Genomic DNA, 18,581 nt, shown 5'->3' with positions numbered 1-18,581 from the left:
CCTGAACCAGCACGCCGTACCTGCGATAAAGCACTTCCAATACAAATAGAGGGAGCGACCTTAGTTGCCTAAAACAAGCTTCACTTTTCCCGAAATCATCGATTCGTTCAAGCAGGCCGTCGCGGTCGTCGATGCCGACGGCTGCATTGTCTCCGTCAACCGAAACTGGGTCCAAAATTCGATCGATGCGGGCATTCCCGAAACGTTCGAATGGATCGGCGTCAGCTTCATGCAGATTTATTACGCCCTGTCGGAGGCCGACGGACGGCCGCCGGACGAGCTTGATTCCGTATTGAACGGAACGCTGCCTTATTATCGCCAGGAAATCCAGTCCTCGATGCAGCATGCGAATAAGTGGTATCTGCTCGAAGCCTCGGCGATTTACGACGATGGCCGCCATACCGTCAAAGGGATGACCGTGTCCTTCACCGACATCACCAAGAGCAAAATGATCGAGCATGATTTGCTGGAGGCCCTGACCCAAATCCGAACGCTGCGCGGGCTCCTTCCGATCTGCGCCGTCTGCAAAAGAATCCGCGACGAACAAGATATTTGGAATTCGGTCGAAAGTTTTCTCGAAAAACATACGCATGCGGAGTTCACCCATGACATCTGTCCGGACTGCATCCGGCGCCTGTATCCGAAGTATTCCTCTATTTTGGACGGATCGTCCTGCTCGTAAACCGGCTTTGACATACGCATGCCCGGATTGTCGTTTCGATGCGCGACGCTCGAATGCCGTCCGTGCTTGTATGCATCCGCAATGAATAACATTCCATTTTATGGATGTTTCGTTGACGATTTCTATTTATATGAATATAATTGTTATGACAATTAATTGAAGGAGTGCATCTCTCTGAAAAGGTCCAAATTGCCCCACCAATCGATTGGATTCCGGTTCGGCAACATGTCCCGCAAAATGTCCTCCCTGTTTGCAAGCAGACTGAAGCCGTACGGCATAACCCCCGAACAATGGACGGTGCTGTACCAAGTGTATCTCCAGGAAGGAATCAACCAAAAGGAGCTTGCGCTGAGATCCGGCAAAGACCAGCCCTCCATTACGCGGATCCTCGACGTTCTCGACAAAAAGGGCTTCGTCCGGCGCAAACCCGACCCCGGCGACCGGAGAGCCTATTTGATCTATGCGACCCCGGCCGTTAAGCAGCTGATGAACGAAACCGAGCCGCTGGAGCTCAGCCTGAACGACGAGCTGATCGCCGGGATTACGGACGAGCAGCTCGAGACGCTCGACCAGATTATGAAACAAATCAACGCCAATATTGACCGAATATTTGTAGAGTAGAGGTTACAACCATGGAAGACACCAAAGACAAATTGTGGACCCGGGAGTTTATCATGCTGACGGTGTGCAATCTGCTGCTGTTTTTGAACCTGCAGATGATCTTGTCACCGCTCCCCGGTTACGTCAAAGAACATTTTCACGCGGGCGCTTTAACGGTCAGCCTGTTCACGACCGTGTTTGCTTTATCCGCCATTATCTCCCGTCTCTTCTCGGCGAAAGCGCTGGAAAAAGGGAAACGCAACGTCATCTTGTTTCTGGGGCTGGCCCTGGCGCTTCTCGCCACGCTGGGCTACCTATGGAGCGGCACGCTTGCGCTGCTGCTAGCGATGCGGATCGTGTTCGGCATCGGCTTCGGCATGGGCAGCACCACGCTTCCGACGATGGCATCCGGGATCGTTCCGGTCCGCCGCCTCGGCGAAGGCATGGGGTATTTCGGCTTATCGACCAGCATAGCCTTGTCCCTTGGACCCGTCATCGGCAGCATGCTGCTGGAAAAACAAGGGTTCACGGCGCTCGTGTACGCAACGATCATCGTGATCGCCCTTATTTTCCCTCTTGTTTATCCGCTGGCGAAAAAAGTTAAACCGCCGGAGCCCGCCGCCGTTCCCAAAGCATTTTCGGCCGTCCCGGAGAAAAAGGGATTCCCGAAAGCGCTCCTGCTGCCAAGCCTGCTGAACCTGCTCATGTCCGTGACGTACGGCGGGCTCCTCAGCTTTATGAACCTGTTCGGCAAAGAGGCCCATTTGGCCAACGCCTCGCTTTTCTTTTTGTTTAATGCGGCCGCGGTCATTTTGATCCGGCCGATTTCCGGCAAAATTTACGACAAAAAAGGCCATAAAGCCCTGCTCATCCCGGCAGCGGCATGTTTGATCGTCGGGCTGTGGCTGCTGTCCTATTCGACGTCGACCGGCTTTTTGGCGCTGGCCGCCCTCTTCTACGGGCTTGGATTCGGCACGCTGCAGCCGACGCTGCAATCCTGGATGCTTCAGCTCGTACCGCCGCAGCGGCAAGGGATGGCGAACAGCATGTATTTCAACTCGCTCGACTTCGGGGTGGCCGTGGGCGCGCTCGTTTTGGGGCAAATCGCCGCCTTCAGCAGCTACGGCACGATGTATCGGTATTCCTCGTTGTTCCTGGGCGTCTTTATCGCCATTTATGCCTTGTACCTGCTGACCCGATCCAAAGACGGGGCGAAAGCCATGCTCCGGCCTTCCCCGGACAACCGCTCGATCGAAGGTTAAACGTTGCAGACCCTTCCGCACGCCGCGGAGGGGTCTTTTTCCACGCTTCGTTTTAAGTCCCGGCAGCCCCCTGGAATTTAAGGTGATTCTTCGAACCGCTTCCCCATATAATGGTTTCATGACATCCGTAAGCCTAACGTGAAAGCCATTTAGCAAAAATGCAGCGGCACATGTCTTTTGTTTTTTGTAAACGCTTTCTAAATCTAATCGCAATACATAAGGAGGAAGACCCGTCATGCGAAACCACCGGATTACGACCTTCTCCGATTTGCTCTACCCGAACGGTACCTTGATGCAAAAAGGCTATTCGACCAAAGCCGTGATGCGCTACAACCGCAAGCATATTAAAGCTCCGCCGTGGCGGATCAAGGAATGGGATTTCTACCAAGTGTCCAATGACGATTGCTGCCTCCAGCTGACCATCGGCCACGCCTCTTACGCCGGGGAAGTTTCCGCGATGCTGATCGATTTGAACGAGAAAAAAACATACGCCGCAAAAGAAATCATCGCGCTCCCGTTCAACCGGCTGCACATGCCCGCTTCCGCCGAGCATGGGGATTTGGCCGTTCGCCGCAAAACGATCGACATGCAGTTTGAGGTGTACAGAGGCGGCCGCCGTTTGCGCTGCCGAACCCGAGATCCGAAAACGTTCCCCCGGATGGACGTCGATATCGAGCTTTCCCAGCCCGATCTGGAATCGATGGTCATTGCAACGCCGTTTGACGAAGATCCTCGCTATTTTTATTACAATCACAAAATCAATTGCATGCCTGCCAGCGGCACGGTCGCGTTTGGCGACCGGACGATCGCGTTCGAGCCGGAAACGGCTTTCGGACTTCTCGACTGGGGACGCGGCGTCTGGCCGTTCAGCCATGAATGGGTTTGGGGCAGCGGCAGCGCCTGGATCGGCGGCAAACGTTTCGGATTCAACATCGGCTTCGGGTTCGGCAATACGGAGGCCGCCACGGAAAATATGCTGTTTTACGACGGAAACGCCCACAAGCTGAACGAGGTGTACGTCGACCTGGCGGCAGGCGGATACATGTCCCCGAAAAAAATCACCAGCGATGACGGGCGGTTCGAAATGGATTTTGAGCCGATCTACGACCGGTATACCGAAACGAAAATGCTGTTCGTCGACAACCGCTGCCACCAAATTTTCGGGCGGTTCAACGGCAAAGCCGTTCTGGACGACGGCACCGTGATCGACGTGAAGGACATGTCGGGGTTCGTGGAGCACGCGGTCCATCACTGGTGACCACAACCGGCTGCGGCAAAAAGCCCTCCCGGTTCATTCCGGAAGGGCTTTGAATGCTCCGTAAAGGCATGCGTAAGAATATGCGCCGGCCCTGCAGAACGGAGCGGACCACCTGCTGGAGCGAAGGGTTCAGCGCGTCACGATCCGCAGCATCGGGCTCAGCAGCGAAGGCAAAAGCGAGACATGCCCCTCCCCTTGCACCTCGTTCATCGAAATTGTTTTTGGGCCGCGGCCGCTTGCCGTCATCAACGCATACAGCCGGTACGCATCGCTGACCATGTGCGGCTTCTCCAGGCTCCCTACGCTTAAGTGCAGCTCGATTTCCGAACGGGGAAGCGCCAATGCACCGCTGCGTTCCTCCCAAAGCTTAAAGATCAGGCCGTTTTTCCACCAAATCGACGGGCTGGCCGCGAAATATCGCCGATAAGCGTTTGGCCTCGTTAACATCGCATACAAAACCAGGAAACCTCCGAGCGAATGGCCGAAAAAGGACTGCCGGGAACGGTCCACCGCATAAGCAGACTCTACGGCGGGTTTCAGCTCGTATTCCAGAACATCAAGGAACGCCTCCGCTCCGCCGGTTTGCGGCCAGCCGGAAGCATCCGGTCTTTGCGGCAGCTCGCTGTCGTCGGCATAGACCGTATAATCGAAAAACCGTTCCTTCGTGACGATCGGATCGTCGGAATGGTACCCGATCCCGACGATGAGCGCCGGCGGAATCCCGTGCGGCCCCCGCGACTGCAGCCTTGCCGCTTCCGTCAGCGAACCGAAGGAAGCATTCGCATCCAGCGTATACAATGCGGGATAACCTCCTTCCGGCGGCGGGCCCGCGGGTTCGGCGATCAGGATCCGGTATTCGCGGCCGTTCAGGCCGGAGGTGAAGCTCCAGGTCCGCGTGCCCGGGAGATGGACCCCGCCGGTGTCGGTCATGGCCGAAGCCTTGACCGCTTCGTCTTTTCTTCCGAACAGCCATTTTAAGGCTTCGGGAAACCGCCTCATCATAAACAGGTTGTCATGCGTGCCTTCCGGCTCCAAATCCAGCTTCAATCGGCTGACAGGCATCCCTTTCTCAAGCCACAGGCGGTGCGCTTCCTTCGTCAGCTCCACCATATGCCGCTGCCGATTGTTCTTGTAAATGCCCTCCTTTTCCCCGACGGACATATACATCCGCACCGGGTTCCCGGCGTTATCGCGTTCCTTGATGAAGTCGACCGCGCCCTCATACCAGAAAGAGGCCGATAGCATGCCGATCCTGCCGAACGCGTCGGGACGCCAGAAGCCTGCGAACCAAGCGATCAGGCCGCCGAGCGATCCGCCGAGGATGGCGGTATCCTTCGCATCGCTTTTTGTCCGATAATGGCTGTCGATGTAAGGCTTCAGCACATCCGCCACCTCGTCCACATATGCCCGCCCCCGCCCGCCGAAGGGCGGAAATCCGTCAGCGAGCGCGGCGGCCGGCCACGGCGTATATTCGTCATGGCGGGAACGAGGCACGATCCCGACCAAAATGATTTCCTCGAGCTGGCCCGACGTATGTAAATGCTGCAAATAATTCAGGCAGCCGGCAAACAGTTCCCCGCCGTCCTGCACGTACGCAACCGGGAACCGGCGGCCCGAATCATCATAGGATGGCGGCAGATGAACGACCAGCTTCCGATCGCCAACCATAAGCTCCTGATATCGATTCATAATTTCCTCCTGTCATGATCGTCCTACCCCCGCGCGCGGATCAACAAATATACGAAATAAGGCACGCCGATGATGGATACGACGATGCCGACGGCCAGCTCGGCCGGAGCGAACACCGTTTTCCCGATGAAATCGCCGGTCAGCACCATGATCATCCCGATCAAGCCGCTGACCGGAATGACATGGATATGCCGCAAACGGACGAGCCGCCTGGCCATATGCGGGGCGATCAGCCCGACGAAGGCGATGCTGCCGGATACCGCAACGCTGGCGCTGACGAGGCCGACGCTGCAGAGCAGGATGATGTTTTTTTCCCGTTCCACGTTGAGCCCGAGGCCCTTCCGGCTTTCCTCGCTGAGCTGGAACAGATCCAGCGGACGCGAACGCAGGCAGATCCACGGCAGAAGCAGCAGCCACGGCAGCATCGTGACGATGAACTTCCAGTTCGCCCCATGCAGGCTGCCCGCAAGCCATACGACGGCCGCCTCGTAATCTTTGGGGTTCATTTTAAGCGAGATATATACGGTCAGGGCGCCAAAACCCGATGCGATCGCAATGCCGACCAGGATGAGCCGCTGCGGATCAAGCCTGCCGCCCTCTTTCGCGAACATATAAATGGCCGCCGTCGCCAGCAGGCCTCCGGCCGCGCCGAACAGCGGCATCAGCATCACGCCGAGCCAGCCCGTGGCGGTCATGCTGCCTTGAAACCAAAACATGAACAGCACCACGGCCAGCCCCGCCCCGGCATTGATCCCGAGTATTCCGGGATCGGCAAGCCCGTTCCTCGTCACGCCCTGAATCATGGAACCCGCGACGCCCAGAGCAAAACCGACGAGCGCCCCCAGCACGATCCGCGGCAAACGGAACTCGAACACGACCAGATCATGCTCCGGCGTCGGATGGATGCGAAGCAGCGTTGTGACCACATCCGGCACCGACATATCAAACGTTCCGTTGGTCAGGCTGAGATAAGCCGCCGCGGCCGCCAGCAGCAGCCCGGCCGCAACCACCGTCCAAAACCGCTTTCGGGACAAGCTATTCATGCTGCGCACCTCCTCTTGTCCGGATCAGATACAAAAAGAAAGGCACGCCGATCAAGGACGTCACGACGCCTACCGGCGTTTCGAACGGATAGTTGACGAACCGGGCGGCGATATCGCATAGCGCCAGGAATACGCCCCCCAGCACGCCGGAAACCGGGATGATCCAGCGGTAATCGGAACCGGCGAAAAAACGGGCGATGTGCGGAATGATCAAGCCGACGAAGGCCACCTTGCCCGCGAGCGCTACCGAAACTCCTGTCAGCAGGACGACGGCGACAACGGCCACCGCTTTGGCCAGCCCTGTACGGATGCCCAGGCCCGTGGCGACCTCCTCCCCCAGCGAAAGGCCGGAGACCGATTTGGAAGCGGCCAGCGCCAGCGCCAGACCGAAAATCGCAAACGGGATGCAGAGCCGGATGAGCTCCGGATCCATCTGGTGCAGCCTGGCGTTATACCAGAAGCTGATATTTTGCGACACCTGGAAATACGTCGACAGGGCTTGAGCCGTGCCGCTGAGAAACGTTCCGATGATGGAGCCGAGTATCGCCAATTTGACGGGACTCAGCCCGTTAGGGATCAGCCGGGCGAGGCCAAAGACGGTGGCCGCCCCGAGCGCCGATCCGATCAGCGAACTCACAATGTACACGTTCGGATTCGCGCTCGGCCAAAATACCATGCACAGCGTCACCGCAAACACGGAACCGTCCGACACCCCCATCATCGACGGGGACGCTAAATAATTTCGGGTCATACCCTGCATCAGCGCTCCCGAAACCGCAAGAAACGCGCCGATCAGCAGCGCGCCTACCGCACGCGGCAGGCGGGAGCTCATGATGATTTGATGATCGACCGAATCCGGGTTGAAGGACACGACCGCATGCCATATCTCCCCGGCCGAAATGGATTTGGCGCCGTATAATACGGAGGCCGCAATCAATAACACCATGGCTGCCGGAGCCATGGCCAGGATGGCAACCTGCAGCGTACGTTTATCACGCATCGTCAACACGCCTTACATGGAGGTCTTTATTTCGCAAGATGGGACGCCGCCGCCTTCAGGAATTCGATTTTGCTGTATGCCGTGCCGCCTTGCGCCAGCGGGTCGACGGCGTTTACGAACGCCCTGCCGTTTTTGAAGGCGTCCAGGCTGCCCATGATCGGGTCTTTCCGGAAGTCCTCAAGCGCCTGAGGCGTATCCCGGTTTTCGTCCGGCGAAAATTGAATGAACAGGTAATCCGGATTCATCTCCGCGAATTTTTCCTTCGAGACCAGCTCCTGCGCTTTGGCGGCTTGGACTTCGGCCGGGACTTCAAGACCGAGATCCTCGTACAGAACCGGATTGAAGAACACCGCCGCCGGATAAATGTAAAGCTCGCCGCCGCGAATCCGCACGGCCACGACCTTTTTGCCCTTAAGCTTGTCGCCGATTTGGGTTTTGGCCGCAGCCAGGTCCTCTTTATATTTCTGGATCTCCTGTTCGGCTTGATTCTGCTTGCCGCTAAGTTCGCCCAGCAATCGCAGGTTTGCTTCCCAATTCGTGGAGACGTGGGAATAAGGAATGGTCGGCGCGATTTTGCTCAGCTTCTCCATCACTTCGGGCTTGAATTTGGTCGAACCCAAAATGACGTCCGGCTTCAGCGACAAAATCGTTTCGAAATTCGGCTCGGTTTTTTCCCCGACCGACTTGGCGTCTTGGGTGACCGATTCGAACAGCGGCGGAAACTTGCCGGAGAAGGAAATCGCGCCAACCGGCTTCACGTCAAGCACGATCGAGTCTTCCATGGCCTCGACGGCGCCGGTGATGACGATCCGTTCGATTTTGGAAGGAAGCGTATATTCCTTATCCAGGTATTTGACCACTCTCATACCCGATGCGGAGGCCGCAGGCTGTTCCGCTGCTTTTCCGGCGTTTCGGCTTTCTGTTTGCCCCGTCGTTGGGTTTGCTCCTTGCCCGGCGGTTTCGTTTGCTTTGCCGCAGGCCGATATAACCAGCGCGAACATCAAGACTACCCCTACTAAAAGATTCTTTCTTTTCATCGCTTGCCGATTTCTCCCTTCGACTCCCTTTTTCATGAAGGATTGCAAAACTTCAAAATGCGTCCGGACGTGAATTCGAGGTTTGCGCGCTCCACCAGTTGATAATGATTATCATTATTGATGGTAAAAGAGGACGGTCGAATAGGCCATGGACAATTCACCGATTTCTCATGGATTTTTCAGGCCGGGGACTTGCCCGGTCAGCAGCCGTGCCGCGGATTCTGCCATGAGCTGCATCGCTGCGGGAGAATACTCGCGCCATGGGTGCGATGATACAAGATGCATCCTGCCGGAACGCACGGAGGGCAGCGACATCCATTCCGGGGAAGATGAGAAGGCCCTCCAAAAAGCGAGCGTCTCCGAATCCTGCCGGACCAAAACGAGCAAATGGCCCGCCCCCATCTCCCTCAATTGTTCGATCGTGAGCACGGATTGGTCGGATATCCCTTCGGGGACCAAGGGCATGCGGCATCCGAGCTGCTTATACAGCACTTCATTTACGGCTCAGCTGCGATAAAAAACATGCCGGTTCCGGCACACGCGCACCGCCGCAACGGCGGGTTGCGCCGCATGGCGCTGAACATGCGACCTGAGCCATGCCATATGCCGTTCAAACATGCCCAGCCACTGCTCCGCTTCTTCCGTCCGATCCAGCCACTGCGCCAGCGACCGGAACTCTTCCCGCCAGTTTTCCGTTTCCAGCGACAACTCGTGCACGGGGGCAATCCGGGCCAGCCTTTCCTTTTCCCAATCTTCGATTTCGCGCATGCAGACGATGCGGTCCGGCCCGGCCGCCTCCAAGATGCCCAGGTTCGATTCTCTATCGTGATTTTGGCGAAAGGCGCTCAGGTGGACCGGAATGTCCGGCCCCAACGCATGATACGGCTCCGGAGACCATTTCGGATGCAGCGGTGCGGCATAAGGAATGATCTGCAGGGGCGAAAGGTAGCCAAGCAGCGAAGTCGAACCGTATAAGGCGATTTTATTTTTCCGCTTCCGGATGAACGCCGTGGGAGAGAGGCCGTATTCCTTTTTGAATTTCCGGCTGAAATAGAATTCATCCTTATAACCGACGAGATGGGCGACCTCTTTCAGCAAGCTCTCCGATCCCAGCATCAGCCGTTTGGCCTTGTTCATCCGAACCTGCGCCACATAATCCATGACGCTGCGGCCGTACGTTTTTTTGAACAAATCCGCAAAATAATTCGCGCTGAATCCGGCCGCCTCCGAGATCCGGTCGATCGTCAGCTCCTCGGCGTACCGCTCCTCGATCATGGCTTTCGCCCGCTCCAGCGCCTGCATCTTATCGCCGTTTGCTTCTTTGCCGTTAGCCGCGGCCCATTCGTACAGCATCTCCTGGAAGTCCAGCTGGGCCCGCCACCTCCTGATCGGTTCGTTATGATGAAAATGCTTGTACACCTTGCGGCAGATCGAATGCCATTTTCTTGAAGGCATGGTGCCGACCCTGCTTTCGCGGAGCATCCAAGCTTCCTCCCCTTTTTCATGCAGCGCCTCTTTGCGCGAGGCAACCGCCTGATATATGCTGAAATGAAAAATAGCGACCGATACCGGTTCCGCACCCTGCCCGCCGATGCCGAAGGTTTTCCCGCCCGGGCAAATATATACGCTCCCCTCGCTCATCCGGATGACCCGGTCCTCCAGCTCCAGGTCGGCCTCCCCGCTTAGAAGCACAATCAATGCGTGATTCACGGCCAGCCGCTGCTCCATTCTGAGCCCCGGTTCGACGGAAATATCGGCGTCCCATAATCTTATGGTCATTTCATGCGCGTGCGCTGGATTGATTGAATAGATCATGATTCTTGATACCGCCTTTTATTGAGAATGGTTATCATTATCATATAACAAAAAAAGCCCGAAAACCAAGCGGGATCCGGACTGTCGTCTCGCATGTTTTTCAAGATAGATTCAAGGGCTTAGGATTTCCCTTTAAGTGCTTCATGTTTGTCATGAATCTCGTACCGACGGAGCGATCGGCTCGCTCTCTTCGGGCCACCCCCCTCTTGTTAATGTTATGTAATATTTTATTACATTTAATTGAGTTATCATCCTCTTTTTTCACTCATTTTATTGACAAAAGGAAAAGTTTGTGTGATATTAACTTACAAATATTCTGTTTAACATAGTCGGATAGTGTGTTTTGCGTCATATAATATAACATTAAATTGGTTTTCATCCATTTCTAATGGCTCATCCTATTCTTACCTGGAGGTGACCGCGTTGAACGACAAAAGCACCAAACTGCTGGATTACGTGCAGATGCTGGATAACGATTTATCGGTTGGAGGCTTCAGCTGCTTATCGGACTTAAGAAGCCGCATTTCGGAGGGACGTATTCAAACGCAGATGGAACTCGAAGGTTATTTTCTTCATCCCCTGACGAACCGTTTAGTCCGCCAAGACGGCACCGCCATTCAAGCGGTATACGAGGCGGCCGAGCTGCTGGACATCGCCTCAATCAGCAACATCGACAACATGCTGCTTGGCCCAGCCTTAACGGCGGACGAATGCGAAGCGGCAAGAAAACGGGGAAAAAGACTGGTGAAGCTGGCACAAGCCTTGTACCCATGGCTCAATCTCTCCGTATTGGAGGGCATCGTCCGGGATCGGCTCGGTCCTGCTTGCCTGCCTACCGTTCATGCGTACATCAACTACCAATTGGGAACAAGCTGCGATCAGGCCGTGTACGGTTATATGAAATCCGCCATATGCGCCTGCGTTTACGGCGCGGCCCGCCCGCTGAACATCGCCCGTCCCGAGGCAGCCATGTTGGCCGGCAAATGGACGGCGGAAATGGAAAAGGCGTGGCTGCTCGAAAAAGATTCCCTGACGAAAGAACGTTTTGAATCCACGGCAAGCAGCAGCCCCCATATCGCTTGACCGGAAACGCCCGCATATCCACGGAAGCGGCCCCACGTTGTGGGGTTATTTTGACATGGACCCGATGCTTCATGAAGGAGAGAGATGACGATGAACTTTGCACCTGCCGCTTTTGATTTTTTGCCCGCACAGCCGGGGATGACCAAACACTTCGACGACTATATCGAACTCCGCGACCATATTTCGCAAGAGGGCTTCCCGGTTCTCTTTTATCAATTTGTTGTTCCCCCGGGACACCCGGGACGGTGCACGCTTATCCCCGGAGGCTGCATCGATATCCTGCTCCCTTTCGGAGCAAAGGTTTCGGGCCCGATGGTTATCGGCGGCGTCCGCAGCCGGACGTTATCGCTCCAGCCGGGAACGACGTATTTTGGCGCCAGGCTCCTCCCCGTACCGCTCGCCCCTCATTCCCTGATCCCCGTCAAAAAAATGGCGAACAGCTGCGTCCCGCTTGGCGAATTCCTCCCCGCCCGCCTGTGCTCCATGCTACGGCTTCCATTGGAGGGCGGTTCCTTTTTCAGCCGGATCAGCCTCTTCCAAGAGGGGATAACCCGCATTACGGCGTTGGCGCCGCTTAGAGGAGATCGGGAGCCCAAAGGACTCGGGCCGGCGATTGACCGAATCTGCGAAGCTCGCGGAAATATCAGCCTTAGCCATTTATCGGGCATCGTGAACTGCTCAAGCCGACACTTCCGCTCTTTATTCGAGGCATATGTAGGGATCCCGCCCAAGACGTTTTGCCAAATCGTACGTTTCCAATCCGCCGTCCGCCAACTGCTGCAGCCCGGTAAAATCGCCTTCAGCAACGTCGTTTCGGAATCCGGTTATTACGATCAAGCCCATTTTATCCGCGAGTTCAAAAAATTCAGCCGCGAATGCCCGACCGTCTGGCTAACGCATCTTCTGCAAAAAAAATCATAATTAGCGTCATATTACCTTACATCAGTTCCGTTTTATACAATCCATGTGATATCTTCTCCGCTAAAATAGGCTCCAACGATGAAAACAAGGCCGCTTGTTGATCCCCAATCCCTGCATATCCGCCTTCCGGCCCCTCAACCAGGGATTTCAAACAGGCCCTTGTCTTCCGTATAGAGTCATCTTTCATAACATAACCACAGGAGGAGAACTTATGAAGAGTTTCAAAAGCAAACAGTTAGCGCTGCTACTTATCTCTGCCCTGTCGCTCACCCCGACGATCGCATCGGCCTCTCCGGCAGCCTCCCCCGACCCGAGCGGCGAGATGGCGGAAGCCTTATCCCAAAACTGGTTGCCTCAATCGCTGACATCGGCTGGGGCGAGCAGTTCGCCGATCACGGCGGCCGAATTTGCCGAGGCGGTCAAAACGGCCGCAAAAGCCGCCGGTTCCTCCGTCACCCTGGCGGTCCCCCAAGAAAAAGGAGGGCTGACGCGGGAAAAGGCGGCTTCCCTCCTGGATTCGCTCATTCAAGTGCCTTATGCCAAGCCGGTTGAATATCGCGACGTCGCTCCGGACAGTCCCGATCGCAAAGCCATCGCAGACGTATACACCGCCGAGCTGATGCAAGGAAAATCACCTCAGGCTTTCGGCTACGGCAGCATGTTGACCCATCGCGAAACCGCCGCCATCGTCTATCGCCTTTACCGATATTTGCAGCCCTTCAAGCTGACGGAGGCTACGATCGCGGAGATGCAAAAAGCGATGGAAACCGGGCGCCTCACATCCGAAGAACTGGTCGGGCAATATTTGGAGCGGATCGCGAAATACGATCATCAAGGCCCCAAACTCAACAGTATCCTTACTTTGAACGCCAGGGCGCTGGAAACGGCAAGACAGCTTGACGCCGAGCGCGCCGCCACAGGAGAACGCAGCCCGCTCCACGGCATCCCCGTGATCGTCAAAGACAACTACGATACATATGACATGCCCACGACCTCCGGCAACGTCGGCCTGAAGGGCGTCATCCCTCCGGATGACGCGGCGCAAGTGAAAAAATTAAGGGACGCCGGCGCCATCGTGATCGGCAAAGCCAATCTTCACGAATTTGCTTTCGGCTATACGACCGTCAGCTCGATGGGCGGGCAAACGCTTAACCCGTACGACCTGACCCGCGTGCCCGGCGGTTCCAGCGGGGGCACGGCCGCCGCCGTTGCCGCCAACCTGGCCGCGGTCGGCATGGGCACCGATACCGGCGGGTCGATCCGGATCCCTTCCTCGTTCAACAGCCTGGTCGGCATCCGCCCGACCGTCGGCTTATCCAGCCGCGACGGCATTGCCCCGCTGGCGCTCACCCAGGATACGGGCGGACCGCTCGCACGTACCGTAGCCGATGCGGCCCTCATATTGAATGCGACGGCAGGTTATGATCCGAACGACATTGCGACGGCCAAAAGCGTAGGTTTCGTGCCAAAGGATTATACCGATTACCTGGATCGCGACGGGCTGAAAGGCGCCCGGATCGGCATCGTACGCGAAGTATTCGGCACCGACGAAAAGGTCAACGCCGTCGCCTCCCGCGCCATCGATGAAATGAAAGCCGCAGGCGCCGTACTTGTGGACAACGTCAAAATCCCGAACTTTGATGTCATCAACAAATACGGAAGCCTAAGCGCCTGGGAATTCAAATTCCAATTCAACGATTATCTCAAGTCGCTCGGCGACGCTTCGCCGTACAAATCGTTGGACGAATTGATCGCTTCCGGCCGGTACGATCCTTCAATCGAAAAGGCGCTGATCGACCGGAACAAACGAACCTCTTTGGACGCGCAGGAGTATAAGGACATCGTCCTGTACCGCACGAAATACGTGCAGGAGGCCGTCCTGAAAATGATGGCGGACCATCAGCTGGACGCCCTGATCTTTCCGACCTCGTCCAAAACCGCCGTCAAAATCGGCGAAGATCAGGTGGCCGGAGACGCCTTCAAGCTGAGTTCTTTTACGGGCTGGCCTACGGTAACGGTACCCGCAGGATTTACGCCGGACGGTCTGCCGGTGGGCATCGATTTCTTCGGCCGGGCATTCAGCGAACCCGAGCTTATCAAGCTGGCTTACAGCTATGAACAGCACACGCATCATCGCCAGGCGCCCGGATCGACGCCGTAACGTTTAATATTCCGCGATATTCGGAACTCATATTCCTTATTAAAATCATTCACCAAAAAAAGCGCACCTGCTGCTGCGAGGTACCCGTCAGGATCCTCGGTTCGCGGCATCGGTGCGCTTTTGTTTTTCTTTTGAACACAAAAAAATCCTTGGCATCGCAAGGACTGTCGTTGTTATGATTATGGTGCGGTAGAGAGGACTCGAACCTCCACGGGCATACGCCCACTACCCCCTCAAGATAGCGTGTCTGCCATTCCACCACTACCGCACGTTTAGGGAAAATAAAACTGGTGAGCCATGAAGGACTCGAACCTTCGACACCCTGATTAAAAGTCAGGTGCTCTACCAACTGAGCTAATGGCTCTCGATGACTCACAAAGATGTGCGCCCATACATTTAAAAGTGAAAGAAGTGACCCGTAGGGGATTCGAACCCCTGTTACCTCCGTGAAAGGGAGGTGTCTTAACCCCTTGACCAACGGGCCAGATTATCAATCGTGACAACAGAAATTATCTTAACAGAATTTTTGGGACATGACAAGTACCTTTTTGAAAATTTTTTTATTTCTTTTGGAACGGGCCTTTTTGCGTCATGGATGAATAAGTTTGGCCTGAATCCGGCATCTTATGATTGGTATGTCATCACTGGGATGATCTAATCCTGAACCTAAAATTCACACACCAAAGGAGAACGAAACCATGGCTAAACCTGACAACCGCTCCGATAACGCGGAAAAAATCCAAAACGCCATCGACAATACGCGCGAAAACATCCAAAAAACGAACGATTACCTGGACGAGCATGCCGATGAAATCTCCGGGGAAGAGCTCCACAATCTCCAGCACAAAAATACGAAGCGCGAAAGAGCCATCGAAGGCTTTGAAGCCGAATACCAAGACGAAAAAAATCAATAAGTCGAAACGAGGGTTCCCATCCCTAGAACAGAAGAAGCTCCCAGCGTAAGCGCTGGGAGCTTTCGAAGTATTCCAAAACGGAGAGAGAGGGATTCGAACCCTCGCACCGCTTACGCAGTCTAACCCCTTAGCAGAGGGTCCCCTTATAGCCACTTGGGTATCTCTCCAAGATACTGGCTCCCCGAACAGGACTCGAACCTGTGACAACTCGATTAACAGTCGAGTGCTCTACCGACTGAGCTATCGGGGAACGTTTTCAATATGGTGACAATACATAATTTATCATGATTTTTGGGGCGAGTCAAGCGTCGTCTGCCGGAGTTTTCCCCTGCATTTGCCGCATCGAAAACGCCTGGTATCCACCTTCCGCTTGCGCATATATTTCATCCCGCATCCCTGGCAAACCAGGACGTAACGATACGGCAGCGTTTTTCTCCCTCCGCGGCTCTGAAGCGTGCTGCAAAACCGGCTTCCGCCCACATGCGAGAGCAGCGTTTTAAAATCGGAATCGCGATGCTTGTACCCTCTTCCGGCAAGGTGCAGGTGGTAATGGCAAAGCTCATGCTTAATGATTTTCTCCACCTCTTCCCTGCCGTTTTCCTCCAGCTGATGCGGGTTGATTTCAATGTCATGGGTATGCGTAAAATATCGTCCTCCCGTGGAGGACAATCTCGCATTAAACGTCGCCCGATGCCTGAAAGGTACGCCGAAGCTCTCCAGCGATACGCGTTCCACCCACTCCTGCAGCTCGTCGTTGCTCATGATCGGCATGTCCTTCATCAATGCTCCCTTTCCGTCTATTTGCACGGACACGAGTATTTTCCGCGCAGGAATCTACTTGAATTTTAACTTCACCCTAAGCTACACTGTCAAGTAAGGATTGATTTGCATCGATATGCAAGCAGCAAGTACGGAGGGAGAACCATCATAATGCCAAACATGCGATACGTTATTTTGCAATCGGGAGACAAACTCCAATACGTGGAGATGCCCGCCGATTATGCTTATCAGCTCAGCGCGCTGAATTTGAGGCTCCATAAGGAAGTCAGCAAGCTTACCGCCCAGGGTACGCCGGAGCTGCCGCTCGCCGTGGCCGAATGCGACCATCTCGAGCTGCTGCAGGAAACGTCCGCGATCGTAAGCGGCCTGGATTATATCAACGAACTGGAAAGATCTTTTGCTTCCCTCAATGAAACAAACTATCCGCTCATCTCGCTGCTCACCGAAATCCGTGCCCTGCAGGCGCAGCTGGAGCAATGGTACGAGGAAGAAGCCGTCTGACGTCCATGTTTAAAGGCGCACGCTGCCAGAGAGAGGGCACATCGCGTCCCGTTCGGGTCCGCTTTACGTCAAAAGTCGATTGTTGGATGTTCGCGGCATGGTCCGCCTCATAAAACGATGTAGACCTGCACGCTTTGGGCGTCTTCCCCATATGCTATCCATACAGACGGTTTTGCATGAGGAGGAGATACCCTTGCCGCAATGGCTCTGCAATCAACTGACACGCGCCTTCCGCAAAAAGGACAGACGCCAAATCAAGCTGCTGAACGACTGCTGGTTTTTTTACCGCAATTCAGGCAGCGAGGGCTCGGATCACTCATAAGTTTCGACATCCATAACGCAAGCAAAGAGGCTGCAAAAACCTAAAGCCGGACGGGCAACGTCCGGCTTCTTTTTTACCCTGAAGGCTGCTTATGAACCCCTGGCCGCATCCATTCTCTTTCCCCCGAAACACGGCCAGCAGCAGAAATTTTTCTTTAAATAGGAAGCGGGGGCATCCCCCAAATCTTGACGCTTATTCAAAGCTTCTCGTTGCCGGCCAGACGCCTTGCAGCTTGCTTAACAACACAATTTGACCCGTATGGTAGGCATCGTGGGTAATCAAACTCATAAAACGTTGAGGATGCGCATCGAGCTCCTCTTCCGGCAGCCGCTCCAGCTCGCTTTGCAGCGCTGCGTGCACATCCATAAGCCTCGATTTGGCCTGCTCCCAGCCTTGGCGGCTCGCTTCAGGGATGCGGAACGTCTCATCGTTGCTTAGATTGAAAACATCCGACGTCCCCTTTAACCGGGCCAGCAAACGCTCCTTATAATACAAAAGATGCTGGACGTTTTCCCAAATGCTGTTGGCCGCCCCGTCGGCGGGTTTCCACAGCGCCTGCTCAAACGATACATTTTGAAGGGCGGGCTGCAGCGGCGGATACCAATCTTCCTTTTCCATGCAATAACCCCAATATTCCAGCAGCAAATTCCGAATGCTCATTCCATCGCCTCCATTTAATTGTAACCATCAAATTAAACTACGGTAGTTACAAGGAGGATAACATACATATTCTTCCTGCACAACAGCCAATATGTTTAAAACGGTTTTCTCCCGGCGGTTCGCGGCCAAAGATGGCAAAAGCCATCCGTGATTGCTACAATGCACATATAGAAAGGATGAATTGAGGCCATGTTATGGGATGATTTCGTGAACAGCCATTGGCATGATTGGCGGGGCAGCGGACGCGAAGAGGACCGTTTGGAGAAGGAAACGTGGCTTCGCCGGTTTATGCAGGAAAACGGCATTACCGCCGCCAGCCTTCCGGATCCAGCGGAACTCCGCGAACTAAAAAAGCTCCGGGCATTTCTGCGGGAGCTCATTGGGCGGATCGTCGCCGGAGAAAACATGACCGATGATCAGATCGGGATGCTGAACGACTGGATGGAAAAAGCGCCGGTATACCGCAAATTGACCCGTGCGGCCGATGAAGCCGTGAGCCTAGCGTATCTTCCGGCCAACGCCGATTGGACGCAAAGCATGGCCGAAATAGCGGCCTCCTTTGCGTCCGTGCTGGCGAATGGCGAAACGTCCAGAATCCGCATCTGCGACAACCCGGACTGCCTTTGGGTGTATTATGACGATACGCGCAACCGCTCCAAGCGGTATTGCGACGACAAAATGTGCGGCAACCTGATGAAGGTGCGGCGTTTCCGGGCCAAAAAGAAGCTCTCCGCCCCCGTTCAAGCAAACCCGGACGCCCCCTGAAAGAGTAACCGGCTTCCCTTATAAAGACATGCGGAAATAAGCCCCGGTCTATCGATTTTTTCGACAGGGGCTTATTCGTTTTTACCGC

General features: G+C 55.1%; 19 protein-coding genes and 5 tRNA genes. 11 read left to right on the top strand and 13 right to left on the bottom strand.

What is annotated here, in order from left to right:
- Window positions 1–64 precede the first annotated feature (64 nt).
- The 4 genes from NYE48_RS04670 (at window position 65) to NYE48_RS04655 (ending at window position 3,802) form a co-directional block, all read left to right on the top strand.
- Window positions 65–682, top strand: coding sequence for a PAS domain-containing protein (locus NYE48_RS04670; RefSeq protein ID WP_340997154.1), 618 nt, complete (start codon window positions 65–67; stop codon window positions 680–682).
- A gap of 225 nt (window positions 683–907) precedes the next feature.
- On the top strand, window positions 908–1,303 hold the full coding sequence (locus tag NYE48_RS04665; protein WP_052147175.1) for a MarR family transcriptional regulator: 396 nt from the start codon (window positions 908–910) through the stop codon (window positions 1,301–1,303).
- An 11-nt stretch (window positions 1,304–1,314) separates the two neighbouring features.
- Complete coding sequence (locus NYE48_RS04660) at window positions 1,315–2,544, top strand: MFS transporter (protein WP_340997152.1); 1,230 nt, start codon at window positions 1,315–1,317, stop codon at window positions 2,542–2,544.
- 235 nt (window positions 2,545–2,779) lie between these two features.
- Window positions 2,780–3,802 carry a DUF2804 domain-containing protein gene (locus tag NYE48_RS04655; protein WP_340997150.1) on the top strand — a complete coding sequence of 341 codons (1,023 nt, stop codon included), beginning with the start codon at window positions 2,780–2,782 and terminating at the stop codon, window positions 3,800–3,802.
- A 129-nt stretch (window positions 3,803–3,931) separates the two neighbouring features.
- Here the strand turns inward: NYE48_RS04655 and NYE48_RS04650 are convergent, their stop codons facing one another.
- The 6 genes from NYE48_RS04650 to NYE48_RS04625 all read right to left on the bottom strand — a co-directional run bounded on the left by NYE48_RS04650 (window position 3,932) and on the right by NYE48_RS04625 (window position 10,386).
- Window positions 3,932–5,491 carry an alpha/beta hydrolase gene (locus NYE48_RS04650; protein WP_340997148.1) on the bottom strand — a complete coding sequence of 520 codons (1,560 nt, stop codon included), beginning with the start codon at window positions 5,489–5,491 and terminating at the stop codon, window positions 3,932–3,934.
- 23 nt (window positions 5,492–5,514) lie between these two features.
- Window positions 5,515–6,534, bottom strand: coding sequence for a FecCD family ABC transporter permease (locus tag NYE48_RS04645; protein ID WP_212952193.1), 1,020 nt, complete (start codon window positions 6,532–6,534; stop codon window positions 5,515–5,517).
- The gene (locus NYE48_RS04640) at window positions 6,527–7,534 is read right to left on the bottom strand and encodes a FecCD family ABC transporter permease (protein ID WP_340997145.1); all 1,008 of its coding nucleotides are present in this window, start codon (window positions 7,532–7,534) and stop codon (window positions 6,527–6,529) included. The genes NYE48_RS04645 and NYE48_RS04640 overlap by 8 nt, the downstream gene beginning before the upstream one ends.
- 26 nt (window positions 7,535–7,560) lie before the next feature.
- Window positions 7,561–8,571: an ABC transporter substrate-binding protein gene (locus NYE48_RS04635; RefSeq protein WP_340997143.1), complete on the bottom strand. Its 1,011-nt coding sequence runs from the start codon at window positions 8,569–8,571 to the stop codon at window positions 7,561–7,563.
- Between the two features lie 168 nt (window positions 8,572–8,739).
- Entirely contained in the window at window positions 8,740–9,036 is a 297-nt protein-coding gene (locus tag NYE48_RS04630) for a hypothetical protein (RefSeq protein WP_340997141.1), read from the bottom strand.
- A 39-nt stretch (window positions 9,037–9,075) separates the two neighbouring features.
- Window positions 9,076–10,386: an AraC family transcriptional regulator gene (locus NYE48_RS04625; RefSeq protein WP_340997140.1), complete on the bottom strand. Its 1,311-nt coding sequence runs from the start codon at window positions 10,384–10,386 to the stop codon at window positions 9,076–9,078.
- A gap of 423 nt (window positions 10,387–10,809) precedes the next feature.
- Between NYE48_RS04625 and NYE48_RS04620 the strand changes: the two genes are divergently transcribed.
- The 3 genes from NYE48_RS04620 (at window position 10,810) to NYE48_RS04610 (ending at window position 14,551) form a co-directional block, all read left to right on the top strand.
- Window positions 10,810–11,469, top strand: a complete 660-nt coding sequence (locus NYE48_RS04620) for an urease accessory UreF family protein (RefSeq protein WP_340997138.1) — start codon at window positions 10,810–10,812, stop codon at window positions 11,467–11,469.
- 90 nt (window positions 11,470–11,559) lie between these two features.
- On the top strand, window positions 11,560–12,390 hold the full coding sequence (locus tag NYE48_RS04615) for an AraC family transcriptional regulator (protein WP_340997136.1): 831 nt from the start codon (window positions 11,560–11,562) through the stop codon (window positions 12,388–12,390).
- A gap of 211 nt (window positions 12,391–12,601) precedes the next feature.
- A complete protein-coding gene (locus NYE48_RS04610; protein WP_340997135.1) occupies window positions 12,602–14,551 on the top strand; it encodes an amidase family protein in 1,950 nt (649 codons plus the stop codon).
- 182 nt (window positions 14,552–14,733) lie between these two features.
- Here NYE48_RS04610 and NYE48_RS04605 read toward each other — a convergent pair.
- The 3 genes from NYE48_RS04605 to NYE48_RS04595 all read right to left on the bottom strand — a co-directional run bounded on the left by NYE48_RS04605 (window position 14,734) and on the right by NYE48_RS04595 (window position 15,035).
- Window positions 14,734–14,819, bottom strand: a tRNA-Leu gene (locus NYE48_RS04605).
- Between the two features lie 20 nt (window positions 14,820–14,839).
- Window positions 14,840–14,915 (bottom strand) — tRNA-Lys (locus NYE48_RS04600).
- Window positions 14,916–14,963: 48 nt separating this feature from the next.
- Window positions 14,964–15,035, bottom strand: a tRNA-Glu gene (locus tag NYE48_RS04595).
- Window positions 15,036–15,249: 214 nt separating this feature from the next.
- Between NYE48_RS04595 and tlp the strand changes: the two genes are divergently transcribed.
- Window positions 15,250–15,465 carry a small acid-soluble spore protein Tlp gene (tlp, locus tag NYE48_RS04590; RefSeq protein WP_036713083.1) on the top strand — a complete coding sequence of 72 codons (216 nt, stop codon included), beginning with the start codon at window positions 15,250–15,252 and terminating at the stop codon, window positions 15,463–15,465.
- A gap of 78 nt (window positions 15,466–15,543) precedes the next feature.
- On the opposite strand, the gene NYE48_RS04585 is transcribed toward tlp, so the two are convergent.
- From NYE48_RS04585 to NYE48_RS04575, 3 genes are all read right to left on the bottom strand, one after another.
- A tRNA-Ser gene (locus NYE48_RS04585) sits at window positions 15,544–15,632 on the bottom strand.
- A 7-nt stretch (window positions 15,633–15,639) separates the two neighbouring features.
- Window positions 15,640–15,715: transfer RNA gene (locus NYE48_RS04580), tRNA-Asn, on the bottom strand.
- Window positions 15,716–15,747: 32 nt separating this feature from the next.
- Entirely contained in the window at window positions 15,748–16,227 is a 480-nt protein-coding gene (locus NYE48_RS04575; RefSeq protein WP_081992589.1) for a SprT family protein, read from the bottom strand.
- 168 nt (window positions 16,228–16,395) lie between these two features.
- On the opposite strand from NYE48_RS04575, the gene NYE48_RS04570 reads away from it, so the two are divergent.
- Entirely contained in the window at window positions 16,396–16,746 is a 351-nt protein-coding gene (locus NYE48_RS04570; protein ID WP_036713081.1) for a hypothetical protein, read from the top strand.
- A gap of 193 nt (window positions 16,747–16,939) precedes the next feature.
- Entirely contained in the window at window positions 16,940–17,068 is a 129-nt protein-coding gene (cmpA, locus tag NYE48_RS04565) for a cortex morphogenetic protein CmpA (protein ID WP_156124654.1), read from the top strand.
- Window positions 17,069–17,260: 192 nt separating this feature from the next.
- Here the strand turns inward: cmpA and NYE48_RS04560 are convergent, their stop codons facing one another.
- Window positions 17,261–17,728 (bottom strand): DinB family protein, encoded by a 468-nt coding sequence (locus tag NYE48_RS04560; protein WP_036713078.1) that lies wholly within the window; start codon window positions 17,726–17,728, stop codon window positions 17,261–17,263.
- Between the two features lie 189 nt (window positions 17,729–17,917).
- Here NYE48_RS04560 and NYE48_RS04555 point away from each other — a divergent pair, with 189 nt between their 5' ends.
- Window positions 17,918–18,493 (top strand): CGNR zinc finger domain-containing protein, encoded by a 576-nt coding sequence (locus NYE48_RS04555; protein ID WP_212952188.1) that lies wholly within the window; start codon window positions 17,918–17,920, stop codon window positions 18,491–18,493.
- Window positions 18,494–18,581: the final 88 nt, after the last annotated feature.

The organism is Paenibacillus sp. FSL M7-1455 (assembly GCF_038004655.1).
GTDB lineage: Bacteria > Bacillota > Bacilli > Paenibacillales > Paenibacillaceae > Paenibacillus_AQ > Paenibacillus_AQ cookii.
Note: the sequence above shows the minus strand (reverse complement) of the source record. Positions and strands in the feature narration are given on the sequence as shown.